This is a genomic window from Hydrogenophaga sp. (assembly GCF_051860785.1).
GTDB lineage: Bacteria > Pseudomonadota > Gammaproteobacteria > Burkholderiales > Burkholderiaceae_C > Hydrogenophaga.
This window is the reverse complement of record NZ_JBIMLB010000017.1, coordinates 100,076-119,237: the sequence shown is the minus strand read 5'-3', so window position 1 is coordinate 119,237 and position 19,162 is coordinate 100,076. Positions and strand designations below refer to the sequence as shown.

The following is a 19,162-nucleotide window of genomic DNA, read 5'->3' as shown; positions in this document are numbered from 1 at the left end:
CTATCTGGTCGAATCGGTGGTGTTCGACGATGGCACGACCTGGACGCTGGACGACCTGATGGCGCGTCTGGTGCAGGCCGGCTCAGCGGCCGGTGACGCGCTGCAAGGTCTCAATTCGTATGCGAACCGGCTCAACGGGCTGGAAGGCAATGACACGCTCAACGGTGGTGCACAAGCCGATGTGCTCGAAGGCGGTGCTGGCGATGACACGCTCAATGGCAACGCAGGGGAAGACACGCTGATCGGTGGAACGGGCAACGACGCGCTCAATGGCGGTTCAGGCAACGATGCCTACGTCTTCAACCTAGGCGACGGGGCTGACAGCATCACGGACCATGACACAAGCGTTGGCAATCTGGACACGCTGCGCCTGGGAGCAGGGCTGACGGTGGCCAACACCGAAGTGATTCGTTCGGGCAGTGACGTTGTGCTGCGCTGGATGGGCAATGACAGCGATTCGGTGACGATCAAGAGCCTGTTTTACGACGCCCTGATCCAAACCGGCTATCTGGTCGAATCGGTGGTGTTCGACGATGGCACGACCTGGACGCTGGACGACCTGATGGCGCGTCTGGTGCAGGACGGATCGACAGGGAATGACTTGCTGACCGGATTGAACGACCATGCCAACCGCCTCAAAGGATTGGGCGGCAACGACACGCTCTACGGTGGCGTTCAGGCCGACGTGCTCGAAGGAGGTGCTGGCGACGACACGCTTTACGGTAGCGCGGGAGCAGATACGCTGATCGGTGGAGCAGGCAGTGACTCACTCAATGGTGGCACGGGCAATGACATCTACATTTTCAACTTGGGCGATGGGGCGGACAGGATCACGGACCTGGATGCAGACGCTGGCAACCACGACACGCTGCGCCTGGGCGCCGGGTTGGCGCCAGCCCACACCGAGGTTGTGCGCTCTGGAGGCGATCTGGTGTTGCGCTGGGTGGGCAACACCAGCGATTCGGTGACGATAAAGAGCGTCTTCCAGGGAGCCTCGGTGATGCCGTCCTACCTGATCGAATCGATTGTCTTTGACGATGGCACGATCTGGACGATGGACCACCTGATAGAGCGGTTGATTCAGGACGGCTCGTCAGGAAATGATGGGTTGACCGGCCTGAGCTCGTACGCCAACTGGCTCCGGGGCTTGGAAGGAAACGATACGCTTACCGGTGGTTCCCAGGCCGATATCTTGGAAGGTGGCGCGGGCAACGACACGCTCAACGGAAACGACGGGGCGGACTTGCTGATCGGCGGAACAGGCAACGACGCGCTCAATGGCGGTGCTGGCAATGACATCTACGTTTTCAATCTGGGGGATGGTGCTGACACCATCACGGACAGCGACGTGATCGTCGGCAACCACGACACGCTTCGCCTGGGAGCGGGGTTGACGGCTGCAAATACCGAAGTGGTCCGATCGGGTGGTGACCTTGTGCTGAGTTGGACGGGCAACCAGACCGACTCCGTGAAGATCAAAAATGTGATCTCCGGATCGCAGGTTCAGCAATCCAGCCTGATCGAATCGGTGGTTTTCAACGATGGCACAGTCTGGGCGTTGGATGACTTGATGACGCGCCTGGTACAGGACGGCTCTGCAGGCAACGACACGCTGACTGGCTTGAGCGCTTACGCCAACAATTTGCGAGGTCTGGAGGGGAACGACAGGCTGCACGGGGGTTCGCAGGCCGATGTACTCGAAGGAGGTGCCGGAGACGATACGCTCAACGGAAACGACGGGGCGGACTTGCTGATCGGCGGAACAGGCAACGACACGCTCAATGGCGGTGCTGGTAATGACATCTACGTTTTCAATCTGGGGGATGGTGCCGATACGATCACAGACTCTGACTCTGCCAGCGCAAACCACGACACGCTGAGATTGGGCGCGGGATTGACGCCGACAAACACGGAAGTCGTCAATATTGGCAACGATCTGGTTTTGCGTTGGGTAGGCAACGCCACTGATTCGGTGACGATCAAGAGCGTCCTTTATTTTGGCTGGTTCGTTATGGCCAACTTCCAGATCGAACAGGTGATCTTCGACGATGGCACGACATGGAGCGCCCAGCAATTGCTGGACATTCAGGCCAATGGGGGCCGCTATGTTCCAGTGAACTACGCCCCCGCGGTCGCACAGTTGTTGGTAGATCAGACTGTGCTGGAAGGCACCGCCCTGACCTACACCCTACCCACCGGCGCCTTCACCGACGCCAACGCAAGCGACATCCTCACCTACAGCGCCACCTTGTCCGACGGCTCCTCTCTGCCGGCCTGGCTCAGCTTCGATACGGCTACCCGCACCCTGAGCGGCACACCCCCCACGGGCGCCGATGCCGACTTGTCCGTGCGCATCACCGCCACCGACCCCGCAGGCGCTTCAGCCAGCAGCGTGTTCACCCTGCACATCGAGCCCGACTACACCTCACCCGTGCTGTCCGATGCCACCCACACCCTGTCCGACGGCTACTTGAGCCTCGTCCTCACCGGCACCGCCACCATCAACGGCACCGGCAACGCCGAAGCCAACCACCTCACCGGCAACAGCGCCGCCAACGTCCTCGCAGGCGGCGCCGGCGACGACATCTACCACTACCACCTCGGCGGCGGCTCCGACACCCTCATCGAACTCGATGGCCAGGGCCACGACACCCTGCGCCTGGGAGCCGGCATCAGCCCCACCCCCACCGGCACCCGCCCCAGCCGCGAAGGCACCGACCTCATCCTGAACTTCGGCGGAGCCGGCCACGACCAGGTGCGGGTGAGTGGCTACTTCGACGCCGAGCGCGGCACCGTCGAGACCATCGCCTTCGCCAACGGCAAGACCTGGGACTTCGATGACGTCGTCCACTGGATGGTCACCGCAGAAACCCCGCCCACCCAGATCCGGTACGTCCTCAGGCGCGCCGGGGGTGATGAACTCGACCTCGCCCATCCCGTCATCGGCCTGGGGGACTCCAGTGCGCCAGCCCTGCACGTCGTCACCGGCTCCTCTGGAGACGACACGCTGCACGTGGGCGCGGGCATGCGGGTGGACGCCCGGGTCATGGGCTCGGGTGCCGACACCATCTACCTCACCGGCAAGCTGAGCGACTACTTCCAGGCGATCGACCAGGACACCGGTGTCTACACCTTCGCCCACAAGACCCGCCTGGGCGAAGTGCTCCAGCTCACCAGCGTGGGCGATGACGATGTGCTGTACTTCCAGGACGGTCATATCGTCTTCAACGCCCTGAGCGATGCCCGCCTCTACGACGAGAGCACCGGCGCCTTCAAGGCCATTGAAGCCAGCTTCCTGGTGCCTCAGGGCACCCCGGCGAACACACCCGATGCCACCCTCGCCATCCAGGGTATCGACACCACCACAACCACCCTCAGTGCCACGCTCTCGCGCCCGCTGGCCACCGTGCTCACCGACGCACAAGCCCACAGCCCCGTGGCCACCGGCCTGCCGATCCAGGTCAACATCAAGGGCATGCTCGGCCAGGACCTCGCCCCCCTGCGCAGCAGCGGGCAGGCCATGAACGTGGTGATGGGCGGCGCGGGCGACGATTCGGTCTACGTCACCCCGGGCACCGGCATCGATGCGCGTGTGCTCGGCTCTGGCAACGATCGCATCCGCTTCACTGGCCAGTTGAACGACTACACCCAGACGATCGAGCAGGACACCGGCGTCTACACCTTCACCCACAAGACCCGGCCCACCGAAGTGGTCAGGCTCACCAGCGTGGGCGAAGACGACGAGCTCTGGTTCGCCGACGGCCACATCGTCTTCAACGCCAATGCCGACACCCGGCTCTATAACGAAGCCACGGGAGCATTCATGGCGGTGCAGGCGAACTGGCTCAGCGCGGGCGGCACGCCGATCCTGACCGAGCGGCTCGAATACTCCATCGACGGCGGTGAAACCTGGCAGGACGCCACGAGCGCCGTCAGCGGCACCACGGTCACGCTCACCGACCCGGCGCTCACCAGCGGCAGCACGATCCAGCTGCGCGTGAGCAGCCAGGCGGCGTCAGGCGCGGCAGCGGCCAGCCAGGTGACGGGCGCAGGCGAGGACGTGATCACATTGGGCACGGCCGAGCGGGCTGCGCTGGCGAACTCGCGCTACGACGGCGGGGCGGGCACGGACACGCTGGCACTGCGGAGCGACCAGAGCGGTGTGTTGCTGGACTTCACGGCCTACGGCCAGCACACGTTCACGGGCATCGAGCGGATCGACCTGACCGGCGGAGGCAACAACACCGCAAAACTCACCATCGACCAGTTGCTGAACATGCCCGACGAAGATGAAGACCGGCTGATCGTGCTGGGGGATGCGGGCGATGCGGTGCAGCTGGTGGGTGGCTCGGGGAGCTGGAGCGGCGCGGGCACCCAGCAACACCAGGGACTGGACTACGCGGTGTACACGCACAGCGGGGCGGCGGGGCGCGAGCTGTTCGTGCAGCAGGGGGTGGTGGTGATGTGAGGGACGGGGCGCGTTACAACCGCTGCCCCATCACATCCCGGTACCGCCGGCTGCACGGCACCGTGGCGCCATCGCGCAGGTGCAGCCGGGCATCCCCACTGTCCAGCGGCTCGATCTCGGCGACGTGATCCAGGTTCACCGCGTGGCTGCGGTGCACGCGCACGAAGCGCTCAGGGTCGAGTTGTTGCAGGAACTCGGTGAGGGTGGCGCGCAGCAGGTAGTCGTGGCCGTTCACGCGCAGGCCCACGTAGTTGCCCTGGGCCTGCACCCAGGCGATGTCGGTGGCGGTGATCAGGAATTCGCGCCGCAGCTTGCGCACCAGGAAGCGGGTGGGGCGGACCTCTGGCTGCGGGGCGGCTTCGGCGCCGGGGGCAGGCTCGGGCGCGTCGAGCACGCGCGCTTCGCCGGTGAGCCGCAGGATGAGGAAGCGGTAGCTCAGGATGGCGGCCAGGATCATGGCGTAGCTGCGCACGTCTTTCAGGTATTCGTAGGCGAGCTGCACCGACCAGGGGCCGAAGTCGTAGCGCTCGCCCATCAGGGCGTAACCGCCCTTGCGCAGCAGCCACATGCCGCCCACGTGCAGCGCGCAGAACACGAAGCTGGCGAGCAGGTGCATGGGCAACGCGGTGCGCAGCGTGTCCCAGCGGATCGGAAAGCGCCGTTCGAACCGCACGATGAGCGGAATCAGCGCGCCGATGACGAGCGCGCTGGTGGCTTCCCACATCACTGGGTGCCACGGCTCGAGGGGCCTGGCGGCCACGCGCTCCAGGTCCATCCACGTCACCACGCTGTTGAAGGCGGCTTGCAGACCGAGCACCACGATCCAGAACGCCACCTCGGCCCGGCGGCGAACCGCGAGGTAGCGAGTGAACCAGTCGGAAGCGGGTGCCATGGCTGTGAGTCTAGGACCTGTGCCCGCCCCAGGTGTCCGCCACTGGTCACAGCCGGCCAACGAACCGTCCCAAATCGGCCCCTACCGCCACCGCTGGCACCAAGAATCCGCGTTCCGGGGCCTGCTGGAGAAAATCATGAACCGCCGTCACGACATCGATGCCCTGCGCGCCCTGGCGTTTGCCATGGTCATCGTCTACCACGTGGGCATGTACTACGTGGCCGACTGGGCATGGCACATCAAGAGCCCGCACGCGGCCGAGTGGCTGCAGTGGCCGATGCGGGCCGTGAATCTCTGGCGCATGGACCTGGTGTTCCTCATCTCGGGCATTGCTTTCGGTTTTCTGCGGCGCGGCCTCTCGCCAGCGCGGCTGATCGGTGCGCGCAGCCTGCGCCTGTTGCTGCCGCTGGCCTTCGGCATGGCGGTGGTGGTGCCCTACCAGCCGTATGTGCAGATGCTGGACCAGGGCCTGATCGAGCCGGGGTTTGCCGCGTTTCTGGGCCGCTACTTCACCGGCGGGCCGTGGCCGAAAGGCGCGTTCGCCGGTTCGGATGTCGGCGTCACCTGGAACCACCTCTGGTACCTGCCCTACCTGTGGCTGTACACGGTGGTGCTGGCACTGCTCTCGCCGGTGCTGGACTCAGGCCCCGGCCAGTGGCTGCGGCTGGCGTTCACGCGGCTTCGTGGCGCCGCCTTGCTGGTGCTGCCCGTGTTCCCGTTGATGCTGTATTCGTTCACGCTGTGGCCGCACTTCCCGCCCACGCACGACCTGATCCACGACGCCTGGTTGCACGCGGTGTACTTCACGCTGTTCCTCTACGGTCACTGGCTCGGCGTGGACGCGGGCCTGTGGGCCGCGCTGCGTCGCCTGCGCTGGATCGCGTTGGCCCTGGCGGTCGGTGCGTTCGCGCTGCATGTGGGTTTGCGCGTCACGCTGGCCGCTACCGACCCTGGGTGGCGACAGGTGGCGCGGCTGGTGGCTGATGCGTACCTGTGGACCAGTCTGGTGGCGGTGCTGGGCTGGGCTCATCACACGCTGAACCGGCCCTGGCCCTGGCTGGCGTGGGCCAACGAGTCGGTCTACCCCTGGTACGTGCTGCACCAGACGCTGATCATCGGGCTCGCGGTGTGGCTGGCGCCACTGGCGTTCGGCCCGTGGGTGGAGCCGGCGCTGTTGCTGCTGGGCACGGCGCTGGGCTGCTGGCTCATCACCGACAGGCTGGTGCGCCGGGTGGCCTGGCTGCGCCCCTTGTTCGGTCTCAGGCCGCGAGCGCAGCCTCCACATCCGAACCCAGCTTCTCCGGCGCGTCCTGCGGGGCGTAGCGTTTGATCACTTGGCCGTCCTTGCCCACCAGGAATTTCGTGAAGTTCCACTTGATGGCCTTGCTGCCCAGCAGGCCAGGCGCCTCAGCGGTGAGCCACTTGTACAACGGGTGGGCATCGCTGCCGTTGACGTCGATCTTGCTCATCATGGGAAAGCTCACGCCGTAGTTGAGCTGGCAGAAGCCGGCAATCTCGTCGTTGCTGCCCGGGTCCTGGCTGCCGAACTGGTTGCAGGGAAACCCCAGCACCACCAGCCCGCGGCTGCCGTAGGCCTGGTGCAGCTTTTCCAGTCCGCCGAACTGGGGCGTGAAGCCACAGGCGCTGGCGGTGTTCACGATCAGCAGCGGCTTGCCGCGGAACTGCGCCAGAGACACCGTTTTGCCGTCGATGGACTGGGCTTCGAAGTCGTAGATGCTGCTCATGGTGGGCTCCTGGGGATGACGAGGGCGGTGCTGGATTGTGGCGCGGGTGCTGAATTGACGACGAAAGTGTCACAGTCCAGCCGCTCGCCGATGCGGCAAAGCTGGTATTCCCCTGTTCTTCGCGGGCATACTGCCTCGAAACACCTAAAAACAAGCGAGGCAGGTGATGGTGGCATACACAGTGGCGCTGGTGGGCTTCTCACAGGCGGAGTCGTCCACGTTCGAATCCTTCCTTCGCCTGGCGGCTCGCCGTCCCCCTGGCTACCGCGTGCAGGACGAGGTGATGGATGCGCAGATCCTGGTGGTCAACGCCGACAACGCACAGGCCCTGCACCTGGTGCGCTACGCCGACCTGCCCGGCAAGATCCTGCTCGTGGGCAACACCGACGGCGGCACCGGCTGGCCCTTGCAGCGCAAGCCCGTGCGCCTGGTGAGCGTGCTCGCGGCGCTCGACGGCATTGTGGGCGTCACCGCTGCACCGCCCGCGGCGAAAAAGCGCTCGGGCAACTCCGGCTACCACGCCACCGAGCCGTACCAGGCCTCCCAGCTCCAGGGACTGGACGCCAGCATGCGACGCGCCGGCAGCCGGCGTGGGGCCGACACCGAATTCCCGCCCACGCGCCCCATGTTGCGCCAGACCGCGCCGGTTGCAGCGTCCCCCGCATCGGCGCGGACCGCTGCCAGCGCAGGGCGCACCGGCGTGATGCGCATGACCGATTTCGGTGGTCTCGACGACCTGCCATCGCCACCGGCGCCGCCCGCGCGCTCCACGCGCGCACCCCGCTCGCGCCTGAGCCCGGACAAGGGCGCTGCCCCCATGGCCGAGCTGCCACGCGGCGACATGCTGCTGGTGGCCGAGAGCCTGGTGGAAGGGCGCATCCTGCTCAAGCGGTTCAAGAAATACGGCCTGTCGGTGGACTGGTCGCGCGAAGCATCTCAGGCGCTGGTGATGCTCAAGGCGCACCACTACCGGCTGGTGGTGATCGACCGCCTGAAGGGCGACCCCGACGCCAATCAGGTCTGCCGCTCGGCCAAGCAGACCAAGGGCCCCAAGGGCGCGCCGGTGGTGATCATGTTTGCGCCCACCGCGGGCAGCATGGACCGCATGAAGGCGGGCCTGGCTGGCAGCGATGCCTACCTGTCTCGCTCGATCACCGAAGCCGAGTTGTACAAGGTGCTGGCGCAACACCGCCTGGTGAGCCTCGACGGCTTCGCGCCCACCAACGTGGGATTCTGAACGTCCTCAACCATGGAGGTCGTCGCGGCGCGCGATCTCGAGGAGTCGTTCCAGTTCGTGCGGATGGTGCTTCTGGTTGTGGCGGTGCCACAGCGCGATGAGCAGCATGAAGCCGGCCACCAGCACACCGAACGCGGTGATGGCCGCGAAGGCCGACCAGCCCATGCCGGTGGAAAAACTGTAGAGCGCGCCCAGGCCCAGAATGCACGCCTGCTCGTTGAAGTTCTGCACCGCGATCGAGCGGCCCGCGCCCATCAGGTTGTGGCCTCGGTGCTGAAGCAGCGCGTTCATCGGCACCACCAGGAAACCGCCCAGGCCGCCCAGCAGCACCAGGAAGGGCGCAGCCACCCACACGTTGTCGATGAAGTTCATCAGGATCACCAGCGCCCCCATGCCGATGCCCAGCGGCATCACGCGGGTGGCCTGGTCCAGCCGCATGCGCATCGAAGCCACCACGGCGCCCACGGCGGTGCCCAGGGCCACCACACCCACCAGCGACGAAGCCTGGGTGGTGCTGTAGCCCAGCGCGGCACCTGCCCAGGCCAGCACGATGTAGCGCAGGTTGCCCGACACGCCCCAGAACAGGGTGGTCGTGGCCAGCGAGATCTGGCCCAGGCGATCGCTCCAGAGGCGGTTGTTGCAGCGCCAGAAATCGGGCAGCAGCGCCAGCGGGTTGCTGGGCATGGGCCGTGGCGTCACGCCGGTGAGCGGAATGCGGGTGTTGAACCACGCGGCCAGCGCGTACACCAGCATCAGGAAGGCCACGGCGGCTTCCGCTGGCCGGTCAATGCCGGTGTGCACACCGGGCACATTGATCGACAGCAGCCAGCCCGAGAGCAGCGGCCCCACCAGTTGGCCGCCGAGCAGCACGCCCAGGATGATCGAGGCGATGGTGAGGCCTTCGATCCAGCCGTTGGCCTTGACCAGTTGCGAGGGCGGCAGCAGCTCGGTGAGGATGCCGTATTTGGCCGGTGAATAGGCTGCAGCACCCAGCCCGACCAGGGTGTAGGCCAGCAGCGGGTGCACGCCCACCAGCATCGCGAGGCAGCCCAGCAGCTTGATGGCATTGCTGATGAACATGACCTGGCCTTTGGGCCTGGCATCGGCGAACGCGCCCACGAAAGGCGCGAGCACCACATAGAAGAGCGCAAACAAAGGGACCAGGGCCGCGCTCTGCCATTCGGGCGCACCGCGTGTGCGCAGCAGTTCGATGGCCGCCACGAACAATGCGTTGTCCGCCAGCGAACTGAAGAACTGCGCCGTCATGATGGTGTAGAAGCCGCGCTTCATGGCGATGATTTTGTGTGCCAGTGCGCTTGCGCACAGGCTGGCTGAGCGGGCTGCGCCGGCGGTTTTGTGCGACAGTTGACGGGTGTCTCCAACGGATGCGGGGTTATAGCACGCTGCCCTTGGAACGCCGGCCCTCCAGCGCGACACGGCCGCCCTCTCTGCCATGCCCCGCGACATTCCGCACGCCATGCCCCGTCCCATTCTTGCCACCGTCCATCCCGAGGCCCTGCGCCACAACCTGCAACGCGCCCGCCAGCTGGCGCCCGATGCCCGCGTGTGGGCGGTGGTCAAGGCCAATGCGTATGGCCATGGCATCGAACGCTGTTTCGATGCGCTGCGAAGCGCCGACGGCTTTGCGCTGCTGGATTTGCTGGAAGCCGAACGCGTGCGTGCGCTGGGCTGGCGCGGCCCCATCCTGCTGCTCGAAGGCGTGTTCGAACCGCGCGACCTCGAACTCTGCTCGCGCCTGAGCCTGTGGCACACCGTGCACTGCACCGAGCAGATCGACTGGCTTGCGGCCCACAAGACCCAGGTGCCGCACCGTGTGTTCCTCAAGCTCAACAGCGGCATGAACCGCCTGGGCTTCAAGCCCGACGCCTACCGCAGCGCATGGGCGCGGCTCAATGCGCTGCCGCAGGTCGAAGAGATTTCCTTCATGACCCACTTCAGCGATGCCGATGGCCCGCGCGGGATTGCCCACCAGGTGGCGATCTTCGAGAGCGTCACCGCCGACCTGCCGGGTGAGCGCACCCTGAGCAACAGCGCCGCCATCCTGCGTCACGCGGGCGCGCGACTCGGCGCACTGGCACTCGCCGCCGACTGGGTGCGCGAAGGCATCGCGCTGTACGGCAGCGCGCCCGACTTTCCCCAGCACAGCGCGGCCGACTGGGACCTGCAGCCGGCCATGACGCTGTCCAGCCGGATCATCGGCACGCAGTCGCTGCAAGCCGGCGACACCGTGGGCTATGGCTCGGCCTTCACCGCCGACGGTCCCCTGCGCATTGGCGTGGTGGCCTGCGGCTATGCCGATGGTTATCCGCGCCACGCACCGGCGGGTACGCCCGTGCTCGTGGGAGGCATGAAGACCCGGGTGATCGGCCGCGTCAGCATGGACATGATCACGGTCGATCTCTCGCCCCTGGATGCCGCCGGCATTCCCTGTGGCGTGGGCACCGAGGTGGTGCTGTGGGGCCGGGCGGCCTCGGGCGCGGTGTTGCCGGTCGAAGAAGTGGCCGCCTGCGCAGGCACCATCGGCTACGAACTGATGTGTGCGGTGGCCGCGCGCGTGCCGTTCTCGGATTGAGCGTGGCGCCCGGTCAGGGCCGCCCCGGCGAGCACGCCGCGAAGCCATAGCGCTCGCAGAAAGGGTTGCCCAGCACGGGCAGCCACTTCGGGATGTCGTGGAATTCGCGCGCCACTTCGGCCAGCACCGTATCGCGGTACGGCTGGAAACGGAAGCCTTCGCCGTCCACCGCGAAGAAGGCCACGCCCTCGATCTCGAAACGGCGCTTGCTCACGCGCTCGAAGTAGGGCGCAAACGCAGCGAGGTCGGGGTCGTCGTAAGCGAAGATGCGCAGCGGCTTTCCCTCAAAGGATCGGAAGTCGACGATCTGATCGTCCTGGCGCGCATGGTGGCGGCCCACGCCGAACACCGGTACGTAGGCGCCATGGTGGTAGGCCAGCATGCCGGCCGGGTTGTAGGTGCGCGCCATCAATGTGGCGTCTGGCGGCAGGTCGCGCCGCAGTTCGGCCACCACCTGGGCCGTCTCGCGCAGGAACACCGCGCGGTCGTGGATCTTGAACGGTTGCCACCAGGCCAGCGGCGCCCAGGCTATGGCCGCCACCACCAGCAGGTGCGGCACCGATAGCGCCACCGTCCAGCCCATGGCGCGGCGCAGGGGGCGGGCCTCCAGGCGCAGGCCCACCCACAGCACGAACAGCGGCACAAAGCCCAGCACCCAGTGCAGGCCGATGGTGCGCCGCGTGCTCAGCAGCAGGAACAGCAACAGCGGGAAGATCCACAGCACGGCCAGGGTGCGCGTCGTGGTGGGCGACACGCCGCTGGCCACCCGCGTCGACACACCACGCCACAACAACCAGGGCGTGAGGAGATAGAGGGCCATGCCGATGTAGACGCCCAGGGTTTCAATCGACCAGTGCGAACCCTCGTTGCGGTTGAACACGTTGAACATCACGTTGCTCCAGCCGTGCGTGGCGTTGAAGGCCACGTTCAACGCGATGGCGGGCAGGGCGAAGGCGAAGATGAGGAAAGGCGCCCACCAGCGTTCGCGGCGCCAGCCGAAGCAGTGCGCGGCGTAGGCAAAGCCCAGCAGCGCCGCAAAGTACTTGGAGAGAAAGGCGAGGCCGAGGAAAAGCCCCGCCAGTGCGTACCAGCCCGTGCTTCGCGCGCTGGTGTCGGCGCGCAGGTAGGCCCAGGCCGAGAGCGCCATGAAGAACACCAGCGGCGTGTCGGTGGTGACCAGCACGAACATCCACGACCACGGCATCACCAGGTACACCGCGCCCGCCAGCCAGGCGCTGGCCTCCCGCTCTTCAGGCAGGAAGCGGCGCAGCAGGTCCACGATGCCGAGCGCGATCAGGCTGGTGACCAGCAGCGTGAAGCTGCGCAGCGCCAGCGGGTGTTCGCTGATCTGGCGCAGCAGCGCCAGCAGCCAGCCCACCATGGGCGGGTGGTCCGAATAACCCCAGGCCGGGAACACGCCCCACTGGTAGAAGAAGGTTTCGTCCCCGGTCATGGGGAAGCCCGCCGCCAGCACGACCTTGAGCAGCAGCGTGATCGCGAAGGTGCCCCAGAAGACCTGGCGCGATGCGTGGGCGGAGAACTCGCTGGCGTGCATGATTTCAGGCGTCGAGCGCCAGCAGCGAGACCCCGACGACGATGAGCGTGCAACCCGCCACGCGCAGCCACGAGAAAGGTTCTCCCAGCCAGAGAACGCCCAGCGCCAGCGTGATCACGAAACCCAGGCTCACCAGCGGATAGGCCACGCTCACGTCCAGCCGCGAGAGCACCCACAACCACAGCACGGCGCTGGCGCCGTACAGCACCAGGCCGAGCCAGACCATCGGGCTGGTCAGTGCGTGCACGTAGGTGGCGCTCACGTCGGCGCCCGCCGGCGCTCCCATGCCGCGCTTCATGGCGATCTGGGCCGCGGACGACAGCAGCACGCAGAACAGGGCGAGGGCCAGGGCGATGGACTTCATGGTGGTGGGCCTGGTGGACGGCTCAGATGCCGACGGTGGCGGCCAGGCCGATGCAGCCCATGGCGATGAGCGTCGCCCAGCTGAACGGGTCGCGCAGGGCGAACTGCAGCGGGTCTTCGCCGCGCAATTCGCGACGACCGGTCTTGAGCCAGATGCGCATGATCCACAGCAGCAGCACGGGCGCCGCGCCCCACAGCCAGTCGGGATGGCGGTAGAGCGCCAGGCTGTTCTGGCTGTCGATGTAGAGCGTGAGCACCATCACCGCGAGGAAGCCGCTGGCCATGCCCATGGCGCGCAGTGAAGACAGGTCGCGTGGCTGGTAACCCCGGCCGGGTGCGAGCTTGGCGATGCCGTCGTCGAGCTCTTCCAGTTCGGCACAGCGCTTGACCAGTGCCAGGCTCAGGAACAGGAAGATCGAGATGGCGAGCAGCCAGTTCGACAGGTCCACCCCGGCGGCCACAGCGCCTGCGCCGATGCGCAGCGTGTACAGGCCCGAGAGCACCAGCACATCGATCAGCGCCAGCCGCTTGAGCACCATCGAGTAGGCCAGCGTGGTGGCGGTGTAGGCCAGCAGCAGCGCGGCGAAGGCGGTCGAAACGGCAAACGCCAGCACGAAGGCCAGCACCATCATCACGACACCCAGCAGCACGGCCGTGGGGATGGCGATGGCAGCCGAAGCCAGCGGGCGCAGGCGCTTCAACCGGTGCACGCGGTCGTTGGGCAGGTCCAGCAGGTCGTTGAACAGGTAGGTGGCCGAGGCGCACAGGCCGAACGCGAGAAAGGCCAGTGCCACCATGGCCCAGCGATGGGGGTCGAGCGAGTGGGCGGCGAGCAGTGGCACGAACAGGAGCGCGTTCTTGGACCACTGCTTGAGGCGGATGGCGCGCAACACCGTGAGCAGGCTCAGGCGCTGGCGCTCGAACACACGCGCCTGGGGATGGAGCTGCTGGAGCCGGGCCAGCACGGCGGGCGGTGCGTTCACCGCCACGGCTTGTGCACTGCCTTCCCACACGGCCAGGTCGTCGCGGCTGTTGCCGGCGTAGGCCCAACGCGTGTGGTGGCTCGCCCCGGCATGTGCCTCGATCGCCGCCCGCTTGTGGCGGCGGCTCAGGTTGAGCCCATCGCTGCGGGCATTGGTGCCCAGGGTGTCGTTGAACAGCTTGAGGTGCGCCGCCACCTCGCGCACGATGCGCACGTCGGCCGCGCTGGCCAGCACCAGTTGGCGACCCCGCGCGCGCTCCTCGCGAAGGAATTGCACGAAGCGCTCGTTGTAGGGCAGGCGCGCCGGATCGGGGCGAACCGCGCCGGCCAGACGCTGCTTGAACGCGGCCTTGCCCAGCAGCAGCCACGCCAGCATGCGCAGCAGGTTGAACGGGTTGCGCCGGATGAACAGCATCACCGACTCGTACAGCGTGTCGCTGGGCGTCAGCGTGCCGTCCAGATCCACATAGAGTGGACAGGTCTCGAGCGAAACGGGTGGATCGGCGGCAGGCGTCAAGCGAAGTGGGGTCCGTGAAGGGGTGGGCCGATTTTAGGGGCCGACCCCCGCTTCACCCAGCCTGCCTGAGGGTCGTGGGTGTGCGCAGCTTGCCGGCGAGCCAGTGCAGGGCCACCGTGGGCACCAGCAGGCACACCATGCCCAGTGCCCAGGTGATCCACACCAGTGGGGTGACCCAATCCATCAGGCCACTGCTGGAGGGCAACACCTGGCCGAGCCACTGCACCAGGCCCAGCCAGGCGACTTGCATGTTCTTCACCCAGGCCGGGTCGATCCAGGCCGCCAGCCAGGCCGGCACCGGCCATTGCCCGGCGGCGGTGGCCGCGTCGGTCATCTGGCCCGAGCCCGCCATGGTCAGCAGCCATTCGGTGATCTGTACCGAAGCAGCGGCCAGGCCGGTCCAGCACAGGGCGAGCAGGCCAAAAACACCCCAGATGAGTGGTTTCATGACAGGGTCTCCGTCGACATCATTTCAATAGGGCTCGGGGCAGGATGAATGTGCATGGAGGTGGAAGTTCCTAATGGCGAAGAATGGATCTGAGCATGGGGTTCGAGAAAAGGTTCAGCGGCGGTTCAACGCGCCGTCCGCCGGAGCCGCCACCGTGCCACCACCACGAAGGCCAGGCCCAGGACGATGAACACCACCAACAGGCCGATGGCGTTCAACAGGGTTTGCCGATAACCCAGCACGCTCACATCGATGAACGGATACGGGTAGCTCTGGAGCCAGTGACCGCGCAGCAGCGCGTAGACCAGGTAAGCCGTGGGCCAGGCAGCCCAGACCCACGGCGCATGCCAGGCATGGCGCGCAGGCGGCACTGCCAGCCACCAGTGCAGCAGGCACAGCAGCGGGGTGACGTAGTGCAGCGTCACGTCGGCCACCCATTGCAGGCCTTGCGGATTCCACGCGTGGCGCAAAAGCAGGTGGTAGGCCAGCCCCACCAGCGCGATGCTTGCCGCGACACCGGTGGCCACGCCGGGCGTGCGGAACCAGCGCGTGGGCAGCGACAGGCTCACGGCGACCAGCAGGTTCGTCAGCACGGTGAAGTACCCGAAATAGACCACCAGCGCACCGGTGACACTGCCGCCCTGCGAGAGCACCAGGCGGAGGGTCAGCACCGCTTGCAGCAGCAGCCCGAACCACGCCACCGCAGCCACCAGGCGGGTCAGCGGCGGAAGGCGCCAGGGCACGGCCGAAGTGCTCATATCGCCACCGGGTCAGGGACGGGGGGTGGGGTCGCTGGTCGCGACCGAAGGCGACGTGGAGGCCTCCGCTTCGGCAGCGGCGGCCGCTGTGGCCGCTGCCGCCGCCGCGACGCGTGCACGGGTCGTGGTGTGGATGCCCCAGACCGCCACGAACATCGCCGCGATGACGGGGCCGACCACGAAGCCATTGATGCCCATCACGGCGATACCACCGATGGTGCTGATCAGCACCAGGTAGTCGGGCATGCCGGTGTCCTTGCCCACCAGCACCGGCCTCAACACGTTGTCGACCATGCCGATCACCAGCACGCCATACACCACGAGCGCCATGGCCTGCCAGGTCTCGCCCATGGCGAACATCCAGATCGCCACCGGCCCCCACACCAGGCCCGCACCCACGGCCGGCAGCAGGGAGAGCAAGGCCATCAGCACCGCCCACAGCAGGGCAGCGTTCACGCCCAGCACCCAGAACGCCAGCCCGCCCAGCGCGCCCTGCACCAGCGCCACCACCAGGTTGCCCTTCACGGTGGCGCGCAACACCGTGCCGAACTGCTTCAGCAACGCCTGCTTGTCGTCCGGAGGCAGCGGGATGGCCGTGCGGATGGCCGCCACGATGGATTTCCCGTCGCGCACCAGGAAGAAAGCGAGGTAGACCGCGATGAACAGGCTGACCACCAGGCTCAGCACGTCCTGTCCAAAGTTGAAGGTCTGCGCGGCGATGAGCTGGCCGCCCTGGTTGAGTGCCTGTGTGAGTTTTCGAACGATGAGATCGAAGTTGCCCAGGCCGAAGCGCGCGAGCAGGTCGGTGAGCCAGTCGGGCAAGGCGTTGAACACACTGCGCATCGTCTGAGCCGGCTTGAGCTCACCCGAGTCGATGCGGGCGTAGAGCTCGGCCACCTCGCGCGCCAGCGAGGCGGCCACCAGCACCGTGGGCAGGATCACCACCACCACGGCGGCAAGCATGGTGGTCAGCGCAGCCAGGTTGCGCCGGTCCTTCATGCGCGGGAGCAACCAACGGTTCAAGGGTGCGAACAGCAGCGCGATGATCACGCCCCAGAGCACCGTGCCGTAGAACGGCAGCAGGATCCAGATGAAGGCCGCGGTGACGGCGCCCAGCAGCACGCGCAGCATCAGCGAGCCCGATACCGCAGTCACGGGCGGCGGTGCGACGGGGACGACGGCGGGCGGGGGGGCTGGCGGATCCTGGATGGGAGAGTTCATGGCTCGACCGGAAGTGGAAGTCGCACCAAGTATGCGACAGGCGCCGACAGCCGGGTCAAGGCCCTTCGCGCACGAAGCTCTCCAGCGAAGGCATGTCGCCGGGGCGTCGGAACACGATCATCACCGCCATCACCGGACCCTCCTGGGCGGCCTTCGCGCGCCGGTAGTCCGGCATCACGCAGCCATCGTGGCGCTCGCCTTCCTGCACCATGTTGCCCATGGCCAGGTAGTTCGGCGCGCCTGCGGCGTTGCGATGAAGCGCAAAGTGAACCCGGGTGCGTGGCACCGGCACGGTCAGCTCGAAGCCATCGGGGCGGAACGTGGTCTTGAAGTCCGCGCCTTGCGCGCTGGTCAGGTTCGGCCGATGCTCGGCCAAACCACGCCGGCCATCGACGTCGATCCAGTGCAGGCGCAGGTGCGGCAGGCCTTCGCGCGCCGACCACAGCAGGTGCAGGTCCGCGCCGTTCAGGCAGTAGCGCGGATGGTCGCGGCCTGTCATGTCTTCCCAGCGCTCGCCCACCCGTTCGTCCACGCGCACCAGCCGCAGGCCTGGAGGCGCGTGCAAGGATTGGGCAAAGACCTCGCCCGCCAGCGAAAGCTGGAACCGGTGCACCGGTTGCACCGCGTGGGCCAGCGCCTGGGGCGGTCCGGGGTCGCGTGGGTTGTCCTGCAGGTGGCGAGCGGCTTTCTCCAGCGGGTCCAGCGCCTGGTAGATCGCCAGCGCCGGCAGGCCGAGCAGCAACAGCCCGCTGAACGACAGCGCCAGCCCCTCGCCCGCTGTAAGGGCGGGCCTGAGAAGGCGGCCCAGGCCGAGGTGGATGCCCAGCCAGATCAGCGGCGCCACGGTGAAGAGCAACGCATAGAACACCGCCAGGCCCTCCATGCCCGACACCGATCGCGCCGGCACCACAACCGCCAGGGCGGCGAGGGGGCCCGCCACCAGCGAAGCGATACGCACCACCAGCCAGCTTCCCGCCTTGCCCTGTGCGCGCAAGAGGCGGTGTTCGAGCCACAACACCAGCACCATCAGTACCACCACCACGGCCGCCGCGACCAGCCAGTCCTGCCGGGTGTCGGCCGGCAGCGCAGACAGGGCGCCAATCAATTCGAGAGGGTTCATGGACAAGACACGAAGTGGTCGGCGGATGAGCCCTCAGCGCTGCGCGGACAGGTCGCGCAGCACACGCGAAATCAGTTGCGACTGGCTTTGCACGCCCACCTTCATGAAGACCCGTTTGAGGGTGGTACGGGCCGACTCGTAAGTGGTCCCGGCAGCTTGGGCGGCAGCCCGCAGGTTCAAGCCCTTGAGCAGGCCGATCACCAATCGCGCTTCTGCGGGCGTGCAGCCATAGTCCTGCCGCAAAAGACTTGGCGCGAAGGGGTCGTTGGTGTCTGTGTGTGTGACGGTAAGCAGGGCCAGTGGCTTGCCGGGAAGGTACCTGCCCGCTGCGCCTCTGGCCGGCGTGGCCTGCAGATTCAGGGTGGAGGTCCCTTGGCTCAGCGGGAGGGAGGGCTTGCTGCTCGAGGCGGGATTCAGGGGCGATAACGCCTCCGCCACCAGGGCGCGCAGATGCGATTGCGCCTGAAAGGAGGCGGTGAAGAGCCTGCCATCGCGCAAGCCAAGGCCGCTGCCGTCCCGCAGCAGCGCTTCCATGGCACGGTTCGCATGGACGACGCGCAGATCCGCATCGACCAGCGCCACGCCGTGGCGAAGGCCGTCGAGCGCCGACATCTCCAGTCGGGAGACCTCTGAGCGTTCGAGCCGCACCGCCATGCGCAGCGCGCGCGTCATGTGGCGGCTCAGGCGTTCGAAGGCGGCCACTTCGCTGCGGTCGAAGGTGGGCATGTCGGGGGCTCGCAGCAGTGTGACGTTGGCCACCACGCCTTCCTCGGCCAGCAGCGTGTTGCCCAGCGTGTAGCGGAAGTCCTGCGGGCGCATCCACTCGTTGTAGTAGGCCGAGCGGTAGAGGGCCTCGTCGCCGCGCAGGAAGGTGTGCAGGCGTTCGTTGGTGCGCACCACGCCCGGGCGGTGCAGGCGCTCGCTGAGTTCGATCCAGGGGTTGTCGGGCGCGAAGTACAGCGCCTCGAACTCAGAGAGCCAGCGTGGCGCGATGCCTTCGAGCGCCACGGGCCGGATGCGCCCGGTGGGCTTGTCCAGAAAGTAGAAGGTCTGCCCGTTCGAGGGAAACGCATCGGCCGCCAGCCGCATGGCATCGGCCCAGGCTTGGGGCTCGAACACCGTGCGGTACACGGTGTCCGTCAGCGACTCTTCCAGATCGGCACGCATGGGCGATGGGATGGCGTGAGGTGGCAGGGCGTGCAGCGCTCCCATTTGGGAGATGCGCACGGCGCGGTACTTTTTTACGCTTGGTACTGATCCGCA

Annotated in this window: 15 protein-coding genes; 4 read left to right on the top strand and 11 right to left on the bottom strand. The window is 66.9% G+C overall.

The window, feature by feature from the left end:
- The coding region (locus tag ACTIF6_RS19875) for a calcium-binding protein (RefSeq protein WP_439589665.1) at window positions 1-4,468 on the top strand (4,468 nt) is incomplete at its 5' end.
- A gap of 13 nt (window positions 4,469-4,481) precedes the next feature.
- Here the strand turns inward: ACTIF6_RS19875 and ACTIF6_RS19870 are convergent.
- Window positions 4,482-5,360 (bottom strand): LytTR family DNA-binding domain-containing protein, encoded by an 879-nt coding sequence (locus tag ACTIF6_RS19870; protein WP_439589664.1) that lies wholly within the window; start codon window positions 5,358-5,360, stop codon window positions 4,482-4,484.
- A 136-nt stretch (window positions 5,361-5,496) separates the two neighbouring features.
- On the opposite strand from ACTIF6_RS19870, the gene ACTIF6_RS19865 reads away from it, so the two are divergent.
- Window positions 5,497-6,690, top strand: a complete 1,194-nt coding sequence (locus ACTIF6_RS19865) for an acyltransferase family protein (RefSeq protein ID WP_439589663.1) — start codon at window positions 5,497-5,499, stop codon at window positions 6,688-6,690.
- Here the strand turns inward: ACTIF6_RS19865 and ACTIF6_RS19860 are convergent.
- Window positions 6,620-7,105, bottom strand: coding sequence for a glutathione peroxidase (locus ACTIF6_RS19860; protein WP_439589662.1), 486 nt, complete (start codon window positions 7,103-7,105; stop codon window positions 6,620-6,622). The two genes, ACTIF6_RS19865 and ACTIF6_RS19860, sit on opposite strands and share 71 nt — an antisense overlap.
- A 166-nt stretch (window positions 7,106-7,271) precedes the next feature.
- On the opposite strand from ACTIF6_RS19860, the gene ACTIF6_RS19855 reads away from it, so the two are divergent.
- Complete coding sequence (locus tag ACTIF6_RS19855; protein WP_439589661.1) at window positions 7,272-8,342, top strand: hypothetical protein; 1,071 nt, start codon at window positions 7,272-7,274, stop codon at window positions 8,340-8,342.
- Window positions 8,343-8,348: 6 nt separating this feature from the next.
- On the opposite strand, the gene lplT is transcribed toward ACTIF6_RS19855, so the two are convergent.
- The gene (lplT, locus tag ACTIF6_RS19850; protein ID WP_439589660.1) at window positions 8,349-9,632 is read right to left on the bottom strand and encodes a lysophospholipid transporter LplT; all 1,284 of its coding nucleotides are present in this window, start codon (window positions 9,630-9,632) and stop codon (window positions 8,349-8,351) included.
- Window positions 9,633-9,819: 187 nt separating this feature from the next.
- Here lplT and alr point away from each other — a divergent pair, with 187 nt between their 5' ends.
- On the top strand, window positions 9,820-10,935 hold the full coding sequence (gene alr / locus ACTIF6_RS19845) for an alanine racemase (protein WP_439589659.1): 1,116 nt from the start codon (window positions 9,820-9,822) through the stop codon (window positions 10,933-10,935).
- Between the two features lie 13 nt (window positions 10,936-10,948).
- On the opposite strand, the gene ACTIF6_RS19840 is transcribed toward alr, so the two are convergent.
- The 8 genes from ACTIF6_RS19840 to ACTIF6_RS19805 all read right to left on the bottom strand — a co-directional run bounded on the left by ACTIF6_RS19840 (window position 10,949) and on the right by ACTIF6_RS19805 (window position 19,126).
- Window positions 10,949-12,490: an ArnT family glycosyltransferase gene (locus tag ACTIF6_RS19840; protein WP_439589658.1), complete on the bottom strand. Its 1,542-nt coding sequence runs from the start codon at window positions 12,488-12,490 to the stop codon at window positions 10,949-10,951.
- Between the two features lie 4 nt (window positions 12,491-12,494).
- Window positions 12,495-12,854, bottom strand: coding sequence for an SMR family transporter (locus ACTIF6_RS19835; RefSeq protein ID WP_439589657.1), 360 nt, complete (start codon window positions 12,852-12,854; stop codon window positions 12,495-12,497).
- A 22-nt stretch (window positions 12,855-12,876) separates the two neighbouring features.
- Window positions 12,877-14,352, bottom strand: coding sequence for a UbiA family prenyltransferase (locus ACTIF6_RS19830; RefSeq protein WP_439589656.1), 1,476 nt, complete (start codon window positions 14,350-14,352; stop codon window positions 12,877-12,879).
- A gap of 52 nt (window positions 14,353-14,404) precedes the next feature.
- Complete coding sequence (locus ACTIF6_RS19825) at window positions 14,405-14,800, bottom strand: hypothetical protein (RefSeq protein ID WP_439589655.1); 396 nt, start codon at window positions 14,798-14,800, stop codon at window positions 14,405-14,407.
- 125 nt (window positions 14,801-14,925) lie between these two features.
- Complete coding sequence (locus ACTIF6_RS19820) at window positions 14,926-15,558, bottom strand: Pr6Pr family membrane protein (protein ID WP_439589654.1); 633 nt, start codon at window positions 15,556-15,558, stop codon at window positions 14,926-14,928.
- A gap of 12 nt (window positions 15,559-15,570) precedes the next feature.
- Window positions 15,571-16,779, bottom strand: a complete 1,209-nt coding sequence (locus ACTIF6_RS19815) for an AI-2E family transporter (protein WP_439589653.1) — start codon at window positions 16,777-16,779, stop codon at window positions 15,571-15,573.
- Between the two features lie 55 nt (window positions 16,780-16,834).
- On the bottom strand, window positions 16,835-17,899 hold the full coding sequence (locus tag ACTIF6_RS19810; protein ID WP_439589652.1) for a hypothetical protein: 1,065 nt from the start codon (window positions 17,897-17,899) through the stop codon (window positions 16,835-16,837).
- 33 nt (window positions 17,900-17,932) lie between these two features.
- The gene (locus ACTIF6_RS19805) at window positions 17,933-19,126 is read right to left on the bottom strand and encodes a helix-turn-helix transcriptional regulator (protein WP_439589651.1); all 1,194 of its coding nucleotides are present in this window, start codon (window positions 19,124-19,126) and stop codon (window positions 17,933-17,935) included.
- Window positions 19,127-19,162 lie beyond the last annotated feature (36 nt).